This is a genomic window from Paenibacillus sp. SN-8-1 (assembly GCF_050995535.1).
GTDB lineage: Bacteria > Bacillota > Bacilli > Paenibacillales > Paenibacillaceae > Fontibacillus.
The window spans coordinates 3,916,161-3,936,705 of record NZ_CP194782.1; the positions used below are offsets into that span (position 1 = coordinate 3,916,161).

A 20,545-nucleotide genomic window follows, 5' to 3' on the forward strand; every position below is an offset into this window, starting at 1 on the left:
GGACCTCCTTTCATTCAATGCTGGATTAGTCGATCACTTCTCCGGATTTCTTAGCTACACGAACTTTTTTGCCGTTATCCAATACTTTGTAACCGATACGAGTTACTTTTCCGCTCTTTGGATCGACATGCATAACGTTCGATGCGTGAATCGGAGCTTCTTGTTCAATAATTCCGCCTTGTGGGTTCAGTTGATTTGGCTTTTGGTGTTTCTTAACCATATTAACGCCTTCCACAAGCACACGGTTCTCACGAGGATAAGCAGCGATGACACGGCCTTTTTTACCTTTGTCTTTACCACTAATCACGATAACCGTATCGTCTTTTTTGACGTGCAGTTTATTGTTGTGAGACTCCAGAATCTTTTTCAATCTAGGCATTTGTTACACCTCCCGGTTGCATGGATATAAGGGACTAACTTTATTTAGATAACTTCCGGAGCCAAGGAAACGATTTTCATGAAATCTCTATCACGAAGTTCGCGAGCAACAGGTCCGAAAATACGAGTACCACGTGGGCTCTTGTCATCTTTTACTACTACAGCTGCGTTCTCATCGAATGCGATGTAAGAACCGTCTTTACGGCGTACGGAACGCTTAGTGCGAACTACTACCGCTCTAACCACATCACCTTTTTTGACAACGCCGCCTGGTGTTGCTTGTTTTACAGAGCAAACGATCAAGTCACCGATTTGAGCAGTACGACGACCAGTACCACCCAGAACGCGGATACACATCAATTCCTTCGCACCGGAGTTATCAGCAACATGCAAACGTGTAAATGGTTGAATCATTCTAAGTTCCTCCTTTCAACTTCACTGACAAGTTCAACTAGATAATAACCGCTTGTTCTACGATTTCAGTCAATCTCCAGCGTTTATCTTTGGAAAGTGGGCGAGTTTCTGTGATTTTCACAGTATCACCAATTTTCGCTGTATTGTTCTCATCATGTGCTTTGAATTTCTTAGTGTGCTTAATGCGTTTATGGTACAAATCATGCTTTTTGTAGGTTTCAACAGCTACTACGATGGTTTTATCCATTTTGTCGCTGACGACTTTACCAATTTGAACTTTACGAGTATTACGTTCGCTCATGGTTAGCCTCCTTCCTGATTTCAAGCACTGCTATTGAAGCTGCACTTTGATAATTAGCTAGTTATGCCAAGTGCTCTCTCATGTAAAATGGTTTTAGCACGAGCTATATCCTTACGCACGTCACGGATTCGAGTTGGGTTGTCAAGCTGGCCAGTAGCCAGTTGAAAACGCAGGTTGAAAAGTTCTTCTTTGAATCCAGTGATTTTTTGTTCTATCTCAACAGTGGTTAAGTTGCGAAGTTCATTAGCTTTCATTTGCTTCACCACCCAATTCTTCACGTTTCACAAACTTAGTTTTAACAGGCAGCTTGTGAGCGGCAAGACGCATCGCTTCGCGAGCGATTTCCTCCGATACCCCAGCAAGTTCAAACATGATCTTACCTGGTTTCACAACTGCAACCCATTTTTCAACGTTACCTTTACCACTACCCATACGAACCTCAAGAGGCTTTTGAGTAATAGGCTTATCTGGGAAAATCTTGATCCAAACTTTACCACCACGTTTGATGTAACGCGTCATCGCAATACGAGCTGCTTCGATCTGACGGTTAGTGATCCATGATGGCTCAGTTGCTTGCAGGCCGTATTCACCGAAGTTAAGTTCAGTGCCGCCTTTAGCTTGACCTCTCAAACTACCGCGTTGTTGTTTGCGGTGTTTTACACGTTTAGGTACCAACATGATTAGTTGCCTCCTTCCTGAGCAGCTTGCTTCTTAGCTGGAGGAAGAACCTCTCCACGATAGATCCATACTTTTACGCCGATACGGCCGTAAGTTGTATGTGCTTCAGCTGTGCCATAGTCGATGTCAGCACGAAGTGTATGAAGTGGAACAGTTCCTTCACTGTAGCCTTCTGAACGAGCAATTTCAGCACCGCCAAGACGGCCGCTTACTGCTGTTTTAATCCCTTTAGCACCGGAACGCATAGTTCTTTGAATCGCTTGTTTCAATGCACGACGGAAGGAAACACGACGCTCCAATTGTTGTGCAATGCTTTCTGCTACTAGAATTGCATCCAGTTCAGGGTGTTTGATTTCAGAGATATTGATGTGAACTTTTTTACCGCCTGCAATTTGAGTGATTTCGTTACGAAGGTTCTCAACTTCAGAACCGCCTTTACCGATAACCATACCCGGCTTCGCAGTGTGGATAGTTACATTCACACGGTTAGCTGCTCTCTCGATTTCAACACGAGATACTGCAGATTCTTTCAATTTGCCTTTTAAGTGTTCACGAATTTTAACGTCTTCCATAAGAAGATCACCAAAATCTTTACCTGCATACCATTTAGATTCCCAATCACGGATAATACCTACCCGCAATCCGACGGGATTTACCTTTTGGCCCACACGTTTTCCCTCCTTATTTTTCGGATACCACCAAAGTAATGTGGCTGGTGCGTTTGTTGATCCGGCTTGCACGTCCCATTGCACGTGGACGGAAACGTTTCATTGTCGGACCTTGGTTAACGAAGATTTCCGAAATAACCAATTTATTTACATCCATAGAATAGTTATGTTCAGCATTCGCAATCGCCGAGTTCAAGAGCTTCTCAACTACCGGTGAAGCTGCTTTAGGAGTATGGCGAAGAATGGCGATGGCTTCACCCACTTGTTTGCCGCGGATCAGGTCAACAACGAGTTTAACCTTACGAGCAGCAATACGGATGGATCTTGCATGTGCTTTTGCTTCCATGTTTGTTACCTCCTCTCAAACGAAGAACTCATCTTAACGTCTTGTTTTCTTATCGTCGTCCGTATGTCCTTTGTAGGTACGTGTTGGAGCAAATTCACCCAATTTGTGTCCTACCATGTCTTCCGTTACATATACTGGCACGTGTTTACGTCCATCATATACACCGAAAGTGTGTCCGATAAATTGTGGGAAAATCGTGGAACGACGGGACCATGTTTTAATCACGGTTTTTTTGTTGCTTTCGTTCACTTCATCCACTTTTTTGAGTAGGTAGCCATCGATAAATGGCCCTTTCTTCAAACTGCGACCCATAGCTTGAATCCTCCCTTCATGAAACCATCATAAGTCTCTAATCCGTTAACCGGAGAAGTAATGCGCCTAAGCGTATTACTTCGTGCGACGGCGAACGATGTATTTATCAGAAGCTTTACCTTTTTTACGCGTTTTGTAGCCAAGGGTTGGTTTACCCCAAGGAGACAATGGCGATTTACGACCGATCGGAGCGCGTCCTTCACCACCACCGTGAGGGTGATCGTTAGGGTTCATGACAACACCGCGAACTTCCGGACGTTGTCCGAGCCAGCGACTGCGTCCAGCTTTACCGATTTTCACAAGCTCGTGGTCTCCGTTACCTACGGAACCGATTGTAGCACGGCAAACTTTAAGGAGCTTGCGAACCTCACCGGAAGAAAGACGAACTGTGACATATTTTTCTTCTTTACCAAGAAGTTGAGCTTCAGTACCAGCTGCACGAACAAGCTGTCCGCCTTTACCTGGTTGAAGTTCGATGTTGTGGATAACTGAACCTACTGGAATGTTCTCCATTGGAAGTGAGTTACCAATTTTGATATCAGCTGTAGGACCTGATACTACAACATCATCAACTTTCAAACCTTTAGGAGCGATGATGTAACGTTTCTCACCATCTGCATAGTGGATCAAAGCGATGTTGGAAGTACGGTTCGGGTCATACTCGATTGTAGCAACGCGGCCCGGTATTCCATCTTTGTTCCGTTTGAAGTCGATAATACGATATTTACGTTTGTGTCCACCACCATGGTGACGAACCGTAATTTTACCTTGGTTGTTACGACCAGCAGTTTTGCTTAGTGGTGCAAGCAAGGATTTTTCCGGCACATTTGTAGTGATTTCTTCAAAAGTAGACACGGACATTGCGCGTCTTGCCGGGGAAGTCGGTTTATACTTTTTGATTGGCACTTATGTTCCCTCCTATCTTCAGAAATTTCTTATACCGATTCAAAGAACTCAAGCGGTTTGCTGTCTGCCGTAAGAGTAACGAACGCTTTCTTCCATTCTGGTGTATAACCAAAATGACGTCCGTACCGTTTAGGCTTCGCAGGAACACGCAAAGTGTTAACTTTGTTTACCTTCACGCTGAAGATCGCTTCAATTGCTTGTTTGATCTCAGTCTTATTAGCACGGATATCTACTTCGAATACATATTTTTGTTCACCCATGTATTCAGCCGTACGTTCCGTAATCACTGGACGTTTGATAACATCACGAGGATCCTTCATTACGCGAGCACCTCCTCTACCTTCTGAACTGCTTCTTTCGTAATGATCAGTTTGTCGTACGTAAGTACGTCAAGAACATTGATGCCGTCAGCTGCTACGAATTTTACACCTGGAATGTTACGTGCAGACAGCGCAACTTTATCATCATAGCTAGAAGCTACGATCAAAGCTTTGCGTTCTACTTTCAGGTTATTCAGGATAGCTGCGAATTCCTTTGTCTTCGGCGCTTCAAAGCTCAATTGATCTAGTACGATAATATCGTTATCAACAACTTTCGAAGAAAGCGCGGATTTGATCGCCAAACGACGAACTTTCTTAGGAAGCTTGAATGCATAGCTGCGTGGTGTTGGTCCGAAAACGACACCGCCGCCTACCCATTGTGGTGAACGGATCGAACCTTGACGAGCACGGCCAGTACCTTTTTGTTTCCAAGGCTTACGACCACCGCCGCGTACTTCAGAACGTCCTTTAACTTTGTGAGTACCTTGACGAAGAGATGCACGCTGCATAACAACAGCATCATGAAGAACGTGAACATTCGGCTCGATACCGAATACCGCATCATTCAATTCAACTTCGCCCACTTGGCTGCCACTTACATTAAAAAGTGCTACTTTAGGCATTGATTGTTCCTCCTTTCTTCAGAAGATTATTTCTTCACCGTTTCTTTGATTTTCACGAAACCTTGTTTAGGGCCTGGAATAGAACCCTTCACAAGCAGTACATTACGTTCAACATCGACTTTGATGATTTCAAGTCCTTGAATCGTAACTGTCTCATTACCCAGATGTCCTGGCAGGCGTTTGCCTTTAGGAACACGGTTTGCTTGAATGGAACCCATCGAACCCGGTCTACGATGATAACGGGAACCGTGAGCCATTGGTCCGCGGCTTTGTCCCCAACGTTTGATAACGCCGGCAAAACCTTTACCTTTGGAAATTCCTGTTACGTCAACAAATTCGCCCTCAGCAAAGACATCAGCTTTAACCTCTTGGCCAACCTCATATCCTGCCAAATCAATACCGCGAATCTCGCGAACGTAGCGCTTAGGTGCAGTGTTAGCCTTTTTGGCATGCCCTGCTTCTGGTTTGTTAGCTCTGTTCTCTTTCTTATCAGAGAAACCTAGCTGAACCGCTTCGTAACCATCGTTATCCGCATCCTTTTTCTGCAAAACAACATTGGGGCCTGCTTCAATAACGGTGACTGGAATTACATTACCTTCAGCGGTAAATACTTGAGTCATTCCAAGTTTTTTTCCTAAGATACCTTTCATGTTGACACCTCATTCCCTTTTCTAATCAAATGCATTTTTAGACTTACAGTTTAATTTCGATATCTACACCGGACGGTAGATCCAAGCGCATCAAGGCATCCACAGTTTGTGGAGTCGGATTAACAATATCGATCAAACGTTTATGAGTACGTTGCTCGAATTGCTCCCGAGAATCCTTGTACTTGTGTACCGCACGGAGAATAGTAATGATTTGTTTTTCTGTTGGAAGTGGAATCGGCCCAGATACACCAGCACCTGAACGTTTTGCAGTTTCAACAATTTTCTCAGCGGATTGATCAAGAATTCTATGGTCGTAAGCTTTCAAACGAATACGAATCTTTTGCTTTGCCATTTTTAGTCCCTCCTTCTATCGCCCAATTTATTATCGGACATACTCCGTGAAAATTTTCCAAACACCTGCCTCATGGCAAAGGGGCCGGGTGTGTCGGTAACCTCTCACATCATCGCAACGTCACAGAACAACATGTATTATTATATTAAAAAGATAGGCTCAATGCAAGCCTTATATACAAAAAACTTTAAATCCATTTTGCAGGGAACGAGCCAATGTTCTCCTGACATAAAACAAGAAGGTCCATCTCCAAAGAGACGGACCTTCTCTTCTTTCGGTTACAGTACACTGTTACTCGTTACATCACACTGTTGCTATATTATCAATCAGGCTTAAGGTCGCCTAATTACTTTTGAATTGTTGCTACGGATCCGGCACCTACTGTACGTCCACCTTCACGAATGGAGAACTTAGTTCCTTCTTCAATCGCGATTGGGGAGATCAGGGAAACAGTAACGGTGATGTTATCACCAGGCATTACCATTTCAGTACCTTCTGGCAGGTTGATGATACCAGTTACGTCAGTTGTACGGAAGTAGAACTGTGGACGGTATCCAGTGAAGAATGGCTTATGACGTCCACCTTCATCTTTAGTCAATACGTAGATTTGAGCAGTGAATTCTGTGTGAGGCTTAACAGAACCCGGTTTAGCCAATACTTGGCCACGCTCGATCATGTTACGGTCAACACCACGAAGAAGTGCACCGATGTTGTCACCAGCTTGAGCGGAATCCAGCAATTTGCGGAACATCTCAACGCCTGTTACAACGGATTTCTTAGTTTCTTCAGTGATACCAACGATTTCGATCTCTTCGCCGACTTTAACAGTACCACGCTCTACACGGCCAGTTGCTACTGTACCACGGCCAGTGATGGAGAATACGTCCTCGACAGGCATAAGGAAAGGCTTGTCAGTTTGACGCTCAGGAAGTGGGATGTAAGTGTCGATAGTTTCGAACATTTCAACGATCTTCTTAGCCCATTCGCCATCAGGGTTTTGAAGAGCTTCACGAGCAGAACCACGAGTGATTGGAGTGTCATCACCAGGGAATTCATATTCGTTAAGAAGGTCGCGAACTTCCATTTCAACCAGTTCCAGAAGCTCTTCGTCTTCAACCATGTCACATTTGTTCAAGAACACAACGATGTAAGGCACGCCTACTTGGCGGGACAACAGGATGTGCTCACGAGTTTGTGGCATAGGGCCGTCAGCTGCGGATACAACCAGGATTGCTCCGTCCATTTGTGCAGCACCAGTGATCATGTTTTTAACATAGTCGGCGTGACCTGGGCAGTCAACGTGTGCATAGTGACGTTTGTCAGTTTCATACTCAACGTGTGCAGTTGAGATTGTGATACCGCGCTCGCGCTCTTCTGGAGCTTTATCGATTTGGTCGAATGCTACAGCAGCACCACCATAAGTTTTGGACAATACAGTAGTGATTGCAGCAGTCAGGGTTGTTTTACCATGGTCGACGTGACCGATAGTACCGATATTAACGTGCGGTTTTGTACGTTCGAATTTAGCCTTTGCCATTTTGAACAGTTCCTCCTTAAAATATGGGATTGTTATGTTTTACTGAACGGAGTGCTTCCCTAACGAAAAACACCCGAGCAGCAGTTGAAAATAAATTAATCTGAACCTTTTGCTTTAGAAACAATCTCTTCTTGAATGGATTTCGGTACTTCTTCATAGTGAGAAAGTTCCATCGAGAACACACCGCGACCTTGGGTACCGGAACGGATAGTAGTCGAGAATCCAAACATTTCGGAGAGGGGCACTTTAGCACGGATAATTTGAGCTCCACCGCGGGAATCCATACCTTCGATACGGCCACGACGGGAGTTCAGCATACCCATTGCGTCACCCATGTATTCTTCAGGTACTGTTACTTCAACTTTCATAACAGGCTCAAGAATAACAGGCTTACATTTGTCCGCAGCAGCCTTAAGCGCCATGGAACCAGCAATTTTAAATGCCATTTCGTTGGAGTCAACATCGTGGTAAGAACCATCAACGATAGTTGCTTTTACATCCACGAGAGGGAATCCAGCGATAACACCATTTTTCATTTGCTCTTCGATACCTTGCTGTGCAGGTCCGATATATTCTCTTGGTACCGAACCACCCACAACTTTGCTGTCGAACTGGTTACCAGAACCTGGCTCCAGTGGTTCGAATTCAACCCATACGTGACCGTATTGTCCACGGCCCCCGGATTGACGTACGAACTTACCTTCAACGCGAGCTGGCGCGCGGAAAGTTTCGCGATAAGCAACCTGTGGTGCACCTACGTTGGTCTCCACTTTGAACTCACGACGCATACGGTCAATGATGATGTCCAAGTGAAGCTCACCCATACCTGCCAGGATGGTTTGGCCTGTTTCTTCATTAGTATGCGCACGAAGAGTTGGATCCTCTTCAGTCAGCTTACTAAGAGCAACGCCCAGTTTATCTTGGTCAGCTTTGGTTTTTGGTTCAACGGCGATCTCGATAACTGGTTCTGGGAAGTTCATGGACTCCAGAATTACTGGACTCTTCTCATCACACAGTGTATCACCTGTACCGGTATCTTTCAAACCTACGGCAGCTGCAATGTCACCAGAGTACACTTCACTGATCTCTTGACGGCTGTTCGCGTGCATCTGAAGGATACGTCCAATACGTTCGCGTTTACCTTTCGTTGCATTCAGTACGTATGATCCGGATTGAAGCACACCGGAGTATACACGGAAGAACGTAAGTTTACCAACGTAAGGGTCTGTCATGATTTTAAATGCTAGCGCCGAGAAGCTTTCTTCATCCGAAGATTTACGAACCGCTTCCGTACCATCTTCAAGGTGTCCCTTGATGTCTGGAACGTCAATTGGTGCTGGCAAGTAATCAATAACTGCGTCCAACATCAATTGAACGCCTTTGTTACGATAAGAGGAACCGCAGATCACTGGGAAGATTTTTACTTCTACTACACCTTTACGAAGAGCTGCTTTGATCTCTTCAACAGAGATTTCTTCACCTTCAAGGTATTTCATAGTAAGTTCTTCATCAAGTTCTGCAACTTTCTCAATCAATAACGAACGAAGTTCTTCGACTTGCGCCTTGAACTCTTCAGGAACATCCACCACTTCGATGTTTTGACCCAAATCGTCTTTAAACATGTGAGCTTTTTCTTCAACGATATCAATGATACCTGTGAAGTCGTTCTCTGCACCGATTGGCAGTTGAATTGCAACTGCGTTCGCTTGCAGACGCTCATGCATGTCTTTAACAACGTTAAGGAAGTCAGCACCGATGATGTCCATTTTGTTAACATATGCAATCCGTGGAACGCCGTAACGGTCAGCCTGTCTCCATACAGTTTCAGACTGAGGCTCTACGCCTTCCTTCGCACTGAAAACGCCTACTGCCCCGTCCAATACACGAAGGGAACGTTCAACTTCAACTGTGAAGTCAACGTGTCCCGGGGTATCAATAATATTTACGCGGTGACCCTTCCAAGCAGCGGTAGTAGCGGCGGACGTAATTGTGATCCCGCGCTCCTGCTCTTGCTCCATCCAGTCCATTGTCGCAGCACCTTCGTGAACTTCACCGATTTTGTGCGTACGGCCTGTGTAGAACAAGATCCGTTCTGTAGTCGTGGTTTTACCGGCGTCAATATGCGCCATGATCCCAATATTACGTGTATTTTTCAAGGAGAACTCTCTTGCCATGAATAAAGTCTCCCTTCAAAAATGAAGTTATTAGTTTTGGCCTTATCCTACCAACGATAGTGAGCAAACGCTTTGTTTGCTTCAGCCATTTTGTGCGTATCTTCGCGTTTCTTAACAGAAGCGCCGGTGTTGTTGGATGCATCGATGATCTCAGCAGCCAAACGCTCTTCCATAGTCTTCTCACCGCGGTTACGGGAGTAGTTCACGAGCCAACGTAAACCAAGGGAAGTACGTCTTTCCGGTTTAACTTCGATAGGCACTTGATAGTTCGCACCGCCCACACGGCGAGCTTTAACTTCAAGAACTGGCATAATATTTTTGATCGCTGCTTCAAACACTTCCATTGGGTCGTTACCAGTGCGCTCTTGAATCAGTTTGAACGCATTGTATAGAATGCTTTGAGCAACGCCGCGTTTTCCGTCGAGCATGATGCGGTTGATTAAGCGAGTAACAAGCTTGCTGTTATACACCGGATCTGGCAACACGTCTCTTTTTGTAACTGGACCTTTGCGTGGCATTGATTATCCCCCTTTCAGAAATAGTTCATTCTAGTTTGTAAAATCTTCTTACTTCTTAACTTTAGGACGTTTTGCACCATATTTCGAACGAGCTTGCATACGGTTGTTAACACCTGCTGTATCCAAAGCACCGCGAACGATGTGATAACGTACTCCCGCAAGGTCTTTGACCTTACCACCACGAATCAATACAACACTGTGCTCCTGCAAGTTATGTCCGATACCTGGAATGTAAGCAGTAACCTCCAGACGGTTAGTCAAACGAACACGGGCATATTTACGAAGTGCGGAGTTCGGTTTACGTGGAGTCATAGTACCCACACGAGTGCAAACACCACGTTTTTGAGGAGCGCTCAAATCAGTAGTTTCACGTTTGAGGGCATTGAACCCTTTTTGGAGAGCTGGTGATTTGGACTTCTCAACTTTGGCTTGACGTCCTTTACGAACTAGTTGGTTAATTGTTGGCATGTTGTTGCCACCCCCTTCCTCAAATTTTCATGTCTTTACAAACCTTTTAATTAAGCCCACAGACCCAGGCGGTTCATAAAAGAACAAAGGAAAGTTTCTGCCCCAAGCTTTCACCTGAAACAAAAACGTTTCATACCATTATTGTTTTACTATCGCAGCCACCGCTGCCCCAACTTCAATCCCACATGCCTTACCGAGTTCTTTCATCGTATCGACATAAGTGATCTTGATTGAAGCCTTGTTACAGAGCCCGATGATCTTTGACGTAACACGAGGATCAGCATCTTGTGCGATGTAAACCTCTTCGGCTTGCCCAAGTTCCACTACCTTCGCAGCTTGTTTGGCACCGATCTTGACATGAGCATCCTGTAGTCCTCTATCATTAGACATCTTACGATACCTCCAAAAATACAGGGAATTACCGCTACTCACGCACCTTTGCTATATTAGCATCTGAATTGGGCGATGTCAAGTGTTTATATCATTACAACGGCGGAGAAGTCGCACATTGCTTAGATCCCCAACATGCACTCCTCCGCCATTTCTTGCTTTATAAATCTATTCTACTGATACAGGCTCAAGATTCTCTGAAGAAACATCGCCTTCTTCTTGATCATCAAACTGAACACTGCGATAACGGTTCATTCCCGTACCCGCTGGGATCAGCTTACCGATAATAACATTCTCTTTCAGGCCGAGGAGCTTATCGACTTTACCTTTAATAGCAGCATCGGTAAGTACCCGAGTTGTTTCCTGGAAGGATGCAGCTGACAAGAAGGAGTCTGTTTCAAGAGATGCCTTCGTAATACCCAGTAGAACTGGCTTAGCCACAGCAGGCTCTTTATCCGATAGGATAGCTTCTTTGTTAGCTGTTTCGTATTCGTAGATGTCCACAAATGAACCTGGAAGAAGAGTTGTATCTCCCGCATCAACAATACGAATCTTGCGAAGCATCTGCTTGATCATAACTTCAATGTGCTTATCGTTGATTTCTACACCCTGGTTACGGTATACACGCTGCACTTCTTGCAAAATGTAGTTTTGTACACCGCGAATACCTTTAATGCGCAGAATTTCTTTAGGATCAATCGAACCGTCGGTAAGCTCATCTCCTGCTTCGATCTCTTGGCCTTCGCTTACACGAAGACGAGAACCGTAAGTTACGGAGTAAACTTTAGTCTCTGCTTCGCCTTGGATCTCGATTTCACGGCGATCCTTAGCTTCGCGGATTTCTTTAACTACACCATCAAGTTCACTGATTGTGGCTTGACCTTTCGGATTCCGAGCTTCAAACAGCTCCTGAATACGCGGCAAACCTTGAGTGATATCGTCTCCCGCCACGCCCCCGGTATGGAACGTACGCATCGTGAGCTGGGTTCCCGGCTCCCCGATGGATTGCGCTGCGATGATACCAACTGCTTCACCGATTTCCACGAACTTACCTGTAGCCAAGTTGCGGCCATAGCACTTCTTACAAACACCATGACGGGCACGGCAGCTCAGTACGGAACGGATCTGCAGTTTCTCAACTCCTGCGTTAACGATAGCATTAGCACGATCTGTATCAATGAGCTCGTTACGAGCTACAATGACTTCACCAGTCTCCGGATGCTTGATCGTCTGGAACGAGTAGCGTCCTTCAATACGGTCAAAGAGATCTTCGATGATTTCTTTACCGTCCTGGATACGGGATACGGTAATCCCTTTATCGGTTCCACAGTCATCTTCGCGAACGATAACGTCCTGTGCAACGTCAACCAGACGGCGGGTCAAGTAACCTGAGTCAGCTGTACGAAGGGCTGTATCCGCCAGACCTTTACGCGCTCCGTGAGTCGAGATAAAGTACTCGAGGACTGTCAGACCTTCACGGAAGTTCGCTTTGATCGGAAGTTCATAGATACGTCCGGATGGTGTCGCCATCAGACCCCGCATACCGCCCAGCTGAGTGATCTGCGATTTGTTACCCCGTGCTTTGGAGTCAACCATGAGCATGATGGAGTTGAAACGATCCATCGATTTCATGAGAACATCCGTAAGCTGATCCTTGGATTTGGACCAGATATCAATAACACGGTCATACCGTTCTTCATCCGTAATCAAGCCGCGGCGATACTGGTTGGTAACCACACGTACTTTTTCATCGGATTCACGCATGATGGTTGCTTTTTCTTCTGGCACCACAACGTCGGACACGGCAATACTTACACCGGCGCGTGTGGAATATGTGAAGCCAAGCTGTTTGATTCTATCCAAAATCACAGACGTTTCTGTCGTGTGATAGGTCTCGAAGCAGCGTGCGATAATCGATCCCAGGTATTCCTTACCCACTGCGCTGGCAATAGCCGGATCGTTGATCCGCTCAGCCAGGTCGGCACCCTTCTCATGAACGAAGTAGCGATCCGGTGTACCATTGAACAGGTTATCCCGGGTAGCTTCGTTAATGTAAGGGAAGCTGGATGGGAAGATTTCATTGAAAATGATTTTCCCGACTGTTGTTACCAGCAATGCTTTTTGCTGTTCAGGTGTGAAGCCGTCTTTATTCAAAGCTTTAGCCGGAATAACTACACGCGCATGTAGAGATGCTGCTCCACGCTGATAAGCGGACACAGCTTCGTTCACGCTTCCTAGAATCATTCCTGAGCCTTTAGCCTTGTTATCATCCATAGTCAGATAGAAGGATCCAAGGACCATATCCTGAGATGGAGTAACAACCGGCTTACCGTCTTTCGGGTTAAGAATGTTACCCGATGCCAGCATCAAGATACGAGCTTCTGCTTGCGCTTCAGCTGACAGAGGAACGTGTACCGCCATTTGGTCACCGTCAAAGTCGGCATTGTATGCCGTACATACGAGTGGGTGAAGACGAATGGCGCGTCCTTCTACCAAGATAGGCTCGAACGCTTGAATACCAAGGCGGTGAAGCGTCGGTGCGCGGTTCAGAAGAACCGGATGCTCCTTGATGACTTCTTCCAATACGTCCCATACTTCAGGGCTGACACGTTCTACTTTGCGCTTCGCGCTCTTGATGTTATGAGCAAGCCCTTTGTTGACAAGCTCTTTCATCACGAACGGTTTGAACAATTCGAGTGCCATTTCCTTAGGCAGACCGCATTGGTACATTTTCAGGTAAGGACCTACCACGATAACGGAACGACCAGAGTAGTCAACCCGTTTACCGAGCAAGTTCTGACGGAAGCGTCCTTGCTTACCTTTCAGCATGTGGCTGAGAGATTTGAGCGGTCGGTTACCCGGACCAGTTACAGGACGACCACGACGGCCGTTATCGATCAAAGCGTCCACCGCTTCTTGAAGCATCCGTTTCTCGTTTTGAACGATAATATCGGGTGCTCCCAGATCCAGAAGGCGTTTCAACCGGTTGTTCCGGTTGATTACGCGGCGGTACAGATCGTTAAGGTCAGACGTTGCAAAACGTCCACCATCAAGCTGAACCATCGGACGAAGTTCCGGAGGGATGACCGGAAGCACGTCCAGAATCATCCATTCCGGCTCATTGCCAGAGTTGCGGAAGGCTTCGATTACTTCAAGACGTTTGATTGCACGGTTACGACGCTGACCTTGAGCAGTACGCAGTTCTTCCTTGAGGAAATCAAGCTCTTTCTCCACGTCGATATCCTGAAGAAGCTTCTTCACAGCTTCGGCACCCATACCGGCCTGGAAGCCGTAGCCGTATTTCTCACGGTAGCTGCGGTATTCCTTCTCGGACAGGAGCTGCTTTTTCTCAAGCGGCGTATCGCCAGGATCTGTTACAACATATGATGCAAAATAGATAATCTCTTCCAGTGATCTAGGGGACATATCCAAGGCCAAACCCATACGGCTTGGAATCCCTTTGAAATACCATATATGAGAAACTGGAGCAGCCAGCTCGATGTGACCCATGCGTTCACGTCGTACTTTCGCACGCGTTACTTCAACGCCGCAGCGATCGCAGACAACGCCTTTGTAACGCACGCGTTTGTATTTACCGCAGTGACATTCCCAGTCTTTTGTAGGACCGAAAATTTTCTCGCAGAAGAGCCCTTCTTTCTCCGGCTTCAGCGTACGATAGTTAATCGTCTCCGGTTTCTTCACTTCTCCGCGGGACCAAGAACGAATTTTATCTGGGGAAGCAAGCCCAATTTTCATAAACTCGAAATTGTTGACGTCCAACAAAGAGCATCCCTCCTTAACCAAATCCTGATTTGTAATGCTATTCTACGCCGACCTCAGAGCCTTCCAGGTTCAAACTAAGTTTGTCGCCTGCAGCATCCTCTTCATCGTCTATTTCTCTCATTTCGATCTCTTCTTCATTTTCACTCAGGATTTTCACGTCCATACCCAAGCTTTGAAGCTCTTTGATCAATACTTTGAAGGATTCAGGAACACCTGGCTCCGGCACATTCTCACCTTTGACAATGGATTCGTAGGTTTTAACCCGGCCCACCACGTCATCGGATTTAACGGTCAGAATCTCCTGAAGTGTATAAGCGGCACCATATGCTTCAAGCGCCCAAACCTCCATCTCCCCGAAACGCTGTCCACCAAACTGAGCTTTACCACCCAGAGGCTGTTGAGTAACGAGAGAGTAAGGACCTGTAGAGCGGGCATGGATCTTATCGTCAACCATGTGAGCGAGTTTGATCATGTGCATGACGCCTACTGTAACTTCACGTTCAAATCTGTCACCTGTGCGGCCATCGTACAGAACGGTTTTACCATTACGCTGCATACCTGCTTCTTCCATGGTATCGAACACATCGTACTCGTTCGCTCCATCAAAGACTGGTGTTGCTACGTGGATACCGAGCTGCATAGCGGCCATACCCAAGTGAATTTCAAGTACCTGCCCGATGTTCATCCGCGATGGTACCCCGAGCGGGTTAAGAACAACCTGCACTGGTGTTCCGTCAGGCATGAACGGCATATCTTCTTCCGGCAAAATACGCGCTACGACACCCTTGTTACCATGTCGACCGGCCATTTTGTCACCTTCGGAAATTTTACGTTTTTGGGCAATATATACACGAACCAGTTGATTAACACCTGGTGGCAGCTCATCCCCGTTCTCACGAGTGAAGACCTTAACATCCACAACGATTCCGTCAGTACCGTGCGGCACGCGCAGGGAAGTATCGCGAACTTCACGAGCCTTCTCACCGAAAATCGCATGAAGCAGGCGTTCTTCCGCAGTCAGTTCAGTAACACCCTTAGGCGTAACTTTACCAACCAGAATATCGCCGGCACCAATCTCGGCACCTACACGAATAATTCCGCGTTCGTCAAGGTTTCTAAGTGCTTCCTCACCTACGTTAGGAATATCGCGTGTAATTTCTTCCGGTCCAAGCTTCGTATCACGCGCTTCGGACTCATACTCCTCAATGTGGATCGATGTATATACATCTTCTTTGACGAGCTTCTCACTAAGGAGAATCGCATCCTCATAGTTGTAACCTTCCCAAGTCATGAAGGCTACGACCACATTGCGGCCCAGTGCCAATTCACCCATCTCTGTAGATGGACCGTCAGCAAGGATATCGCCTTTTTTGACAATATCGCCTCTCTTGACAATCGGGCGCTGGTTAATGCATGTCCCTTGGTTCGAACGCATAAATTTGTGTAATTTATATTTAACAAGGTCGCCTTTAACTTCCTTGCCTTCGACTGTCTCAACGCGGCGGAGCCAAATTTCATTAGCTGCCGAACGCTCGATGATACCGTCATATTTAGCAACTATACATACACCGGAGTCTTTCGCAGACTTGTGTTCCATTCCCGTTCCTACAAGCGGAGCCTTAGGAATTAGAAGCGGTACAGCCTGCCGCTGCATGTTCGATCCCATCAGTGCGCGGTTGGAGTCATCGTTCTCCAAGAAAGGAATCAGTGCGGTAGCGACCGATACCACTTGTTTTGGAGAGATATCCATGTAGTCAACACGATCACTAGGCATAGTCAAAATGTTATCGGACTGCTTGTTATAACGAACAATTACTTGTTCTTCTTTAAAGCTGCCGTCTTCATTCAATTCAACATTGGCCTGTGCGATAACATAGTTGTCTTCTTCATCCGCAGTCAAATATGAGATCTGCTCAGTAACTTTACCCGTCTTCGGATCTACCCAACGGTATGGCGCTTCAATAAAGCCATATTCGTTAATGCGGGCAAATGTGGACAAGGAGTTGATCAGACCGATGTTCGGTCCTTCCGGTGTCTCAATCGGACACATACGGCCATAGTGAGAGTGGTGAACGTCACGCACTTCCATGCCCGCGCGTTCCCGCGTCAAACCACCAGGTCCGAGTGCAGAGAGACGACGCTTATGCGTAAGTTCCGCAAGCGGGTTCGTCTGATCCATGAACTGAGACAACTGGGAGCTTCCGAAAAACTCTTTGATCGAGGCAATAACCGGACGAATGTTGATCAGAGCCTGTGGTGTAATTACATTCGCATCCTGAATGGACATTCTCTCGCGAACCACACGTTCCATACGGGATAAACCGATACGGAATTGGTTCTGCAGCAATTCACCAACAGAGCGCAGACGACGGTTACCCAGATGGTCGATATCATCCGTGCTTCCGATTCCGTGCAGCAGGTTAATGAAATAGCTGATTGAGGAGATAATATCAGCAGGTGTGATGTTCTTCACCGATTTATCAATATCGCGGTTTGCGATGACTTTGACGACTTTACCATCTTCAATTGGCGAGAATACATCAATCGTCTGAAGAGGCACATCCTCAGTCTCAAGCACACCATTAGCTACATGGTAGGTCTTGAAGCCAACACCATCTTCCAGATTCTTAAGGATCTCATCCAGCAAACGGCGATCAACCATTTGACCTGCTTCTGCAATAATCTCACCTGTTGATGTATCAATCAGAGATTCTGCAAGACGTTGGTTAAAGAGACGGTTCTTAATATGAAGCTTTTTGTTGATTTTGTAGCGACCTACGTTCGCAAGATCATAACGCTTCGGATCAAAGAAGCGGGCAACCAGCAAACTTCTTGCATTATCAAGTGTAGGCGGCTCACCTGGACGAAGACGTTCATAAATCTCAATGAGCGCTTTCTCCGTGGAGTCCGTATTGTCTTTATCCAGCGTATTGCGGATATATTCATCGTTACCGAGAAGGTCTAGAATCTCAGCATCTGTACCAAAACCGAGTGCGCGAAGCAATACGGTTACCGGTATTTTACGAGTACGGTCGATCCGGACATAAATAATGTCCTTAGCATCCGTCTCAAGCTCGAGCCATGCACCGCGGTTAGGAATTACCGTCGCCGTGTAAGTCTTCTTGCCGTTCTTATCTATTTTTGTATTGAAATAGACGCTAGGGGAGCGGACCAACTGGCTGACAATAACCCGTTCTGCACCATTGATAATGAAGGTGCCGGTTTCCGTCATCAGCGGGAAATCCCCCATGAACACTTCCTGCTCTTTGACTTCGCCGGTTTCTTTATTAATGAGCCGGACTTTTACTCTAAGTGGTGCAGCATACGTAACGTCACGTTCTTTCGCATCGTCTACCGTATACTTTGGTTCACCAAGACTGTAGTCGATAAATTCCAGAATCAAATTGCCGGTAAAATCCTGTATCGGCGAGATGTCCTGAAACATTTCCCGAAGACCTTCCTCCAAAAACCATTCGTATGATTTTTGTTGGATTTCAATCAGGTTCGGAACCTCGAGTACCTCGTTAATTCGCGCATAACTACGCCGAGTGCGTCGACCATATTGAACAAGATGTCCTGCCAACTTAAACTCACCCCTCATGTCTACTCACTTAAAAATTATTCATTGCGAACCCGTGTTTGTCCCTATATAATAAAGTCCATAGAAACGGATTCATGCACAAATAAAGAAAAGCCCTTATCGAATGCTTTCGAAAAAAGAGCATCATTATTAGTGCCTTTCCTGTCGATGTCCTCATTATCAGTAGACTTGCCAAATTTGGGCATAATATACGTTTGTAGAAGATTAGTGCACCTCTACTCACGAAATTAAACTTGACATTTCAGCAGACTAAAGCCATGTAGGGCATCCTAATACTGACATTTTACAATAATACCACATTCATAAATTCAAGTCAACAGCCTTCTTTGGCTTACTCTCAAAGAATTTTGAAATTCCGGCTTATTTTTTTATAGCCTTAAAGATTCGGTATCCCTTCTCTTTTGTAACTTCCTCCACTTCCCCGAATAAGGATTCCAGCTTTTCTTTTGCTGAAGGCGCTCCCTGCTTCTTCTGGATTACCACCCACAGTGAACCACCTTTATTGAGCCTTTCTGCAGCTCCTTCGAAGATTGCATGTACCGTCATCTTACCTGCACGTATCGGCGGATTCGTCAATATGACATCAAACTTCTCATCACCGAGTTCCTTATAGAGATCACTTTGGATTACCGTTACATTCTTGATTCCATTATTCGAGACGTTCTCTTTGGCCAACTCAACTGCACGTTCATTCACATCAATCAGGGTCACTTTTCCCTTTACAGCCATTCCTGCAGCAGCCATTCCCATCGGGCCGTATCCACAGCCGACATCCAGAACGCTAGCCTCTTCAGGAATTTCCATGGCATCAATCAACACACGGCTTCCGAAATCAATACCTTGCTTGGAAAACACTCCGGCATCGCTCACAAACTTATATGTCTTGCCTCTTAATGTGGCCTCCCAGATCTTGCGGTCATGAGCTGTCTCCGGCTTACTGGAATAATAATGATCGGGCATACTTTCCCTCCAGCTGTTAGATTCGATATTCTATCTTCTATAGTTTCTATATAAATGATACACTCCGGGATTTTCCAGACAAGCACTTATATAAAAACAAACCCCTTGAATATCTTCAAGGGGTTTGTGCGGGAGAAGAAGAATTACTTCACTTCTACAGAAGCGCCTGCTTCTTCCAATTTAGCTTTAACCGCTTCAGCATCTTCTTTAGATACTTTTTCTTTCAATGGTTTTGGAGCGTTGTCAACCAAGTCTTTTGCTTCTTTCAAGCCAAGACCAGTGATTTCGCGAACCACTTTGATTACGTTGATTTTGGAAGCGCCAGCGCTTGTCAAAATTACGTCGAACTCGGATTGCTCAGCAGCTGCTTCGCCACCGCCGCCACCTGCTACAACTACTGGAGCTGCTGCAGTTACGCCGAATTCTTCTTCGATTGCTTTAACGAGATCGTTAAGTTCAAGAACAGTCATACCTTTGATTTCTTCCAAAATTGTTTCTTTACTCATGGTAGAACCTCCGTTATATAATTTTATAGTTTTTTGTTAGATTACTAGATCAAAAAGATCCTTACGCGCTAGCGCCAGTTTCTTCTTTGTCAGCAACGGCTTTAACTGCAAGCGCGAAGTTGCGCACAGGAGCTTGAAGCACGCTGAGGAGCATAGAAAGGAGTCCTTCGCGGGAAGGAAGATCCGCAAGAGCTTTGATTTGGTCAACGCCAACTACACGGCCTTCAACCACGCCACCCTTAATTTCCAGAGCATCATTTTTCTTAGCGAAATCACTAAGAATTTTGGCTGGAGCTACGGCATCATTCGTGCTGAATGCAATTGCTGTAGGACCTGTTAGAACTTGATCAAGTTCTGACAAATCTGCAGCTGCAGTCGCGCGGCGAACGAGCGAGTTCTTCAGCACTTGGAATTCGATACCAGCTTCACGAAGCTGTTTACGAAGTTCAGTTACTTGAGAAACATTCAGACCGCGGTAGTCAGCAACAACAGTTGTTACGCTCTCGCGCAGTTTAGAAGTTACCACATCAACGGCATCTTGTTTTGCTTGAATTACTTTTGCATTTGCCAAACTGTACACCTCCTGTTAGATTTACTGAGCTGTAGGGCTTTGTCCATTCATTGTCCCAGCAGCTCTCCTGCAATAACGGGCCAGCCGTT

General features: G+C 45.9%; 23 protein-coding genes. All 23 read right to left on the reverse strand.

The features are described from left to right. Positions 1-25 precede the first annotated feature (25 nt). The 23 genes from rplX to rplJ all read right to left on the reverse strand — a co-directional run bounded on the left by rplX (position 26) and on the right by rplJ (position 20,456). On the reverse strand, positions 26-379 hold the full coding sequence (gene rplX / locus ACRRNK_RS19295) for a 50S ribosomal protein L24 (protein ID WP_082927007.1): 354 nt from the start codon (positions 377-379) through the stop codon (positions 26-28). Between the two features lie 44 nt (positions 380-423). Then, positions 424-792: a 50S ribosomal protein L14 gene (gene rplN / locus ACRRNK_RS19300; RefSeq protein WP_127200937.1), complete on the reverse strand. Its 369-nt coding sequence runs from the start codon at positions 790-792 to the stop codon at positions 424-426. 37 nt (positions 793-829) lie between these two features. Further along, a complete protein-coding gene (gene rpsQ / locus ACRRNK_RS19305) occupies positions 830-1,093 on the reverse strand; it encodes a 30S ribosomal protein S17 (protein WP_433944237.1) in 264 nt (87 codons plus the stop codon). A 53-nt stretch (positions 1,094-1,146) separates the two neighbouring features. Further along, positions 1,147-1,347 (reverse strand): 50S ribosomal protein L29, encoded by a 201-nt coding sequence (rpmC, locus tag ACRRNK_RS19310; RefSeq protein WP_127200935.1) that lies wholly within the window; start codon positions 1,345-1,347, stop codon positions 1,147-1,149. Continuing rightward, entirely contained in the window at positions 1,337-1,771 is a 435-nt protein-coding gene (rplP, locus tag ACRRNK_RS19315) for a 50S ribosomal protein L16 (protein ID WP_068620409.1), read from the reverse strand. The genes rpmC and rplP overlap by 11 nt, the downstream gene beginning before the upstream one ends. Before the next feature lie 2 nt (positions 1,772-1,773). Beyond that, the gene (gene rpsC, locus ACRRNK_RS19320; RefSeq protein WP_251376318.1) at positions 1,774-2,439 is read right to left on the reverse strand and encodes a 30S ribosomal protein S3; all 666 of its coding nucleotides are present in this window, start codon (positions 2,437-2,439) and stop codon (positions 1,774-1,776) included. 13 nt (positions 2,440-2,452) lie between these two features. Next, complete coding sequence (rplV, locus tag ACRRNK_RS19325; protein WP_068620412.1) at positions 2,453-2,785, reverse strand: 50S ribosomal protein L22; 333 nt, start codon at positions 2,783-2,785, stop codon at positions 2,453-2,455. A 33-nt stretch (positions 2,786-2,818) separates the two neighbouring features. Next, positions 2,819-3,097, reverse strand: coding sequence for a 30S ribosomal protein S19 (gene rpsS, locus ACRRNK_RS19330; protein ID WP_251376319.1), 279 nt, complete (start codon positions 3,095-3,097; stop codon positions 2,819-2,821). A 75-nt stretch (positions 3,098-3,172) separates the two neighbouring features. After that, entirely contained in the window at positions 3,173-4,003 is an 831-nt protein-coding gene (gene rplB / locus ACRRNK_RS19335; RefSeq protein WP_433944238.1) for a 50S ribosomal protein L2, read from the reverse strand. 29 nt (positions 4,004-4,032) lie between these two features. Then, positions 4,033-4,323, reverse strand: coding sequence for a 50S ribosomal protein L23 (gene rplW, locus ACRRNK_RS19340; protein ID WP_127200930.1), 291 nt, complete (start codon positions 4,321-4,323; stop codon positions 4,033-4,035). Further along, positions 4,323-4,946 (reverse strand): 50S ribosomal protein L4, encoded by a 624-nt coding sequence (gene rplD / locus ACRRNK_RS19345; protein WP_433944239.1) that lies wholly within the window; start codon positions 4,944-4,946, stop codon positions 4,323-4,325. Before rplD ends, rplW begins: the two co-directional genes overlap by 1 nt. A 26-nt stretch (positions 4,947-4,972) precedes the next feature. Further along, positions 4,973-5,596: a 50S ribosomal protein L3 gene (gene rplC, locus ACRRNK_RS19350; protein ID WP_433944240.1), complete on the reverse strand. Its 624-nt coding sequence runs from the start codon at positions 5,594-5,596 to the stop codon at positions 4,973-4,975. A 43-nt stretch (positions 5,597-5,639) separates the two neighbouring features. After that, positions 5,640-5,948, reverse strand: a complete 309-nt coding sequence (gene rpsJ / locus ACRRNK_RS19355) for a 30S ribosomal protein S10 (RefSeq protein ID WP_017692074.1) — start codon at positions 5,946-5,948, stop codon at positions 5,640-5,642. Between the two features lie 346 nt (positions 5,949-6,294). After that, positions 6,295-7,485, reverse strand: coding sequence for an elongation factor Tu (gene tuf, locus ACRRNK_RS19360; RefSeq protein ID WP_433944241.1), 1,191 nt, complete (start codon positions 7,483-7,485; stop codon positions 6,295-6,297). 95 nt (positions 7,486-7,580) lie between these two features. After that, the gene (fusA, locus tag ACRRNK_RS19365; RefSeq protein ID WP_433944242.1) at positions 7,581-9,659 is read right to left on the reverse strand and encodes an elongation factor G; all 2,079 of its coding nucleotides are present in this window, start codon (positions 9,657-9,659) and stop codon (positions 7,581-7,583) included. A gap of 47 nt (positions 9,660-9,706) precedes the next feature. Continuing rightward, positions 9,707-10,177 (reverse strand): 30S ribosomal protein S7, encoded by a 471-nt coding sequence (gene rpsG / locus ACRRNK_RS19370; RefSeq protein ID WP_007432586.1) that lies wholly within the window; start codon positions 10,175-10,177, stop codon positions 9,707-9,709. Positions 10,178-10,225: 48 nt separating this feature from the next. Then, positions 10,226-10,645: a 30S ribosomal protein S12 gene (gene rpsL, locus ACRRNK_RS19375; RefSeq protein ID WP_127200925.1), complete on the reverse strand. Its 420-nt coding sequence runs from the start codon at positions 10,643-10,645 to the stop codon at positions 10,226-10,228. 138 nt (positions 10,646-10,783) lie between these two features. Next, positions 10,784-11,035 carry a ribosomal L7Ae/L30e/S12e/Gadd45 family protein gene (locus tag ACRRNK_RS19380; RefSeq protein WP_433944243.1) on the reverse strand — a complete coding sequence of 84 codons (252 nt, stop codon included), beginning with the start codon at positions 11,033-11,035 and terminating at the stop codon, positions 10,784-10,786. 168 nt (positions 11,036-11,203) lie between these two features. Further along, the gene (gene rpoC / locus ACRRNK_RS19385) at positions 11,204-14,818 is read right to left on the reverse strand and encodes a DNA-directed RNA polymerase subunit beta' (RefSeq protein ID WP_433944244.1); all 3,615 of its coding nucleotides are present in this window, start codon (positions 14,816-14,818) and stop codon (positions 11,204-11,206) included. 37 nt (positions 14,819-14,855) lie between these two features. After that, entirely contained in the window at positions 14,856-18,401 is a 3,546-nt protein-coding gene (gene rpoB, locus ACRRNK_RS19390; RefSeq protein ID WP_433944245.1) for a DNA-directed RNA polymerase subunit beta, read from the reverse strand. Between the two features lie 378 nt (positions 18,402-18,779). Beyond that, a complete protein-coding gene (locus ACRRNK_RS19395; protein WP_433944246.1) occupies positions 18,780-19,379 on the reverse strand; it encodes a class I SAM-dependent methyltransferase in 600 nt (199 codons plus the stop codon). A gap of 143 nt (positions 19,380-19,522) precedes the next feature. Continuing rightward, on the reverse strand, positions 19,523-19,885 hold the full coding sequence (gene rplL, locus ACRRNK_RS19400) for a 50S ribosomal protein L7/L12 (protein WP_433944247.1): 363 nt from the start codon (positions 19,883-19,885) through the stop codon (positions 19,523-19,525). 61 nt (positions 19,886-19,946) lie between these two features. Then, on the reverse strand, positions 19,947-20,456 hold the full coding sequence (gene rplJ / locus ACRRNK_RS19405; protein WP_433944248.1) for a 50S ribosomal protein L10: 510 nt from the start codon (positions 20,454-20,456) through the stop codon (positions 19,947-19,949). Positions 20,457-20,545 lie beyond the last annotated feature (89 nt).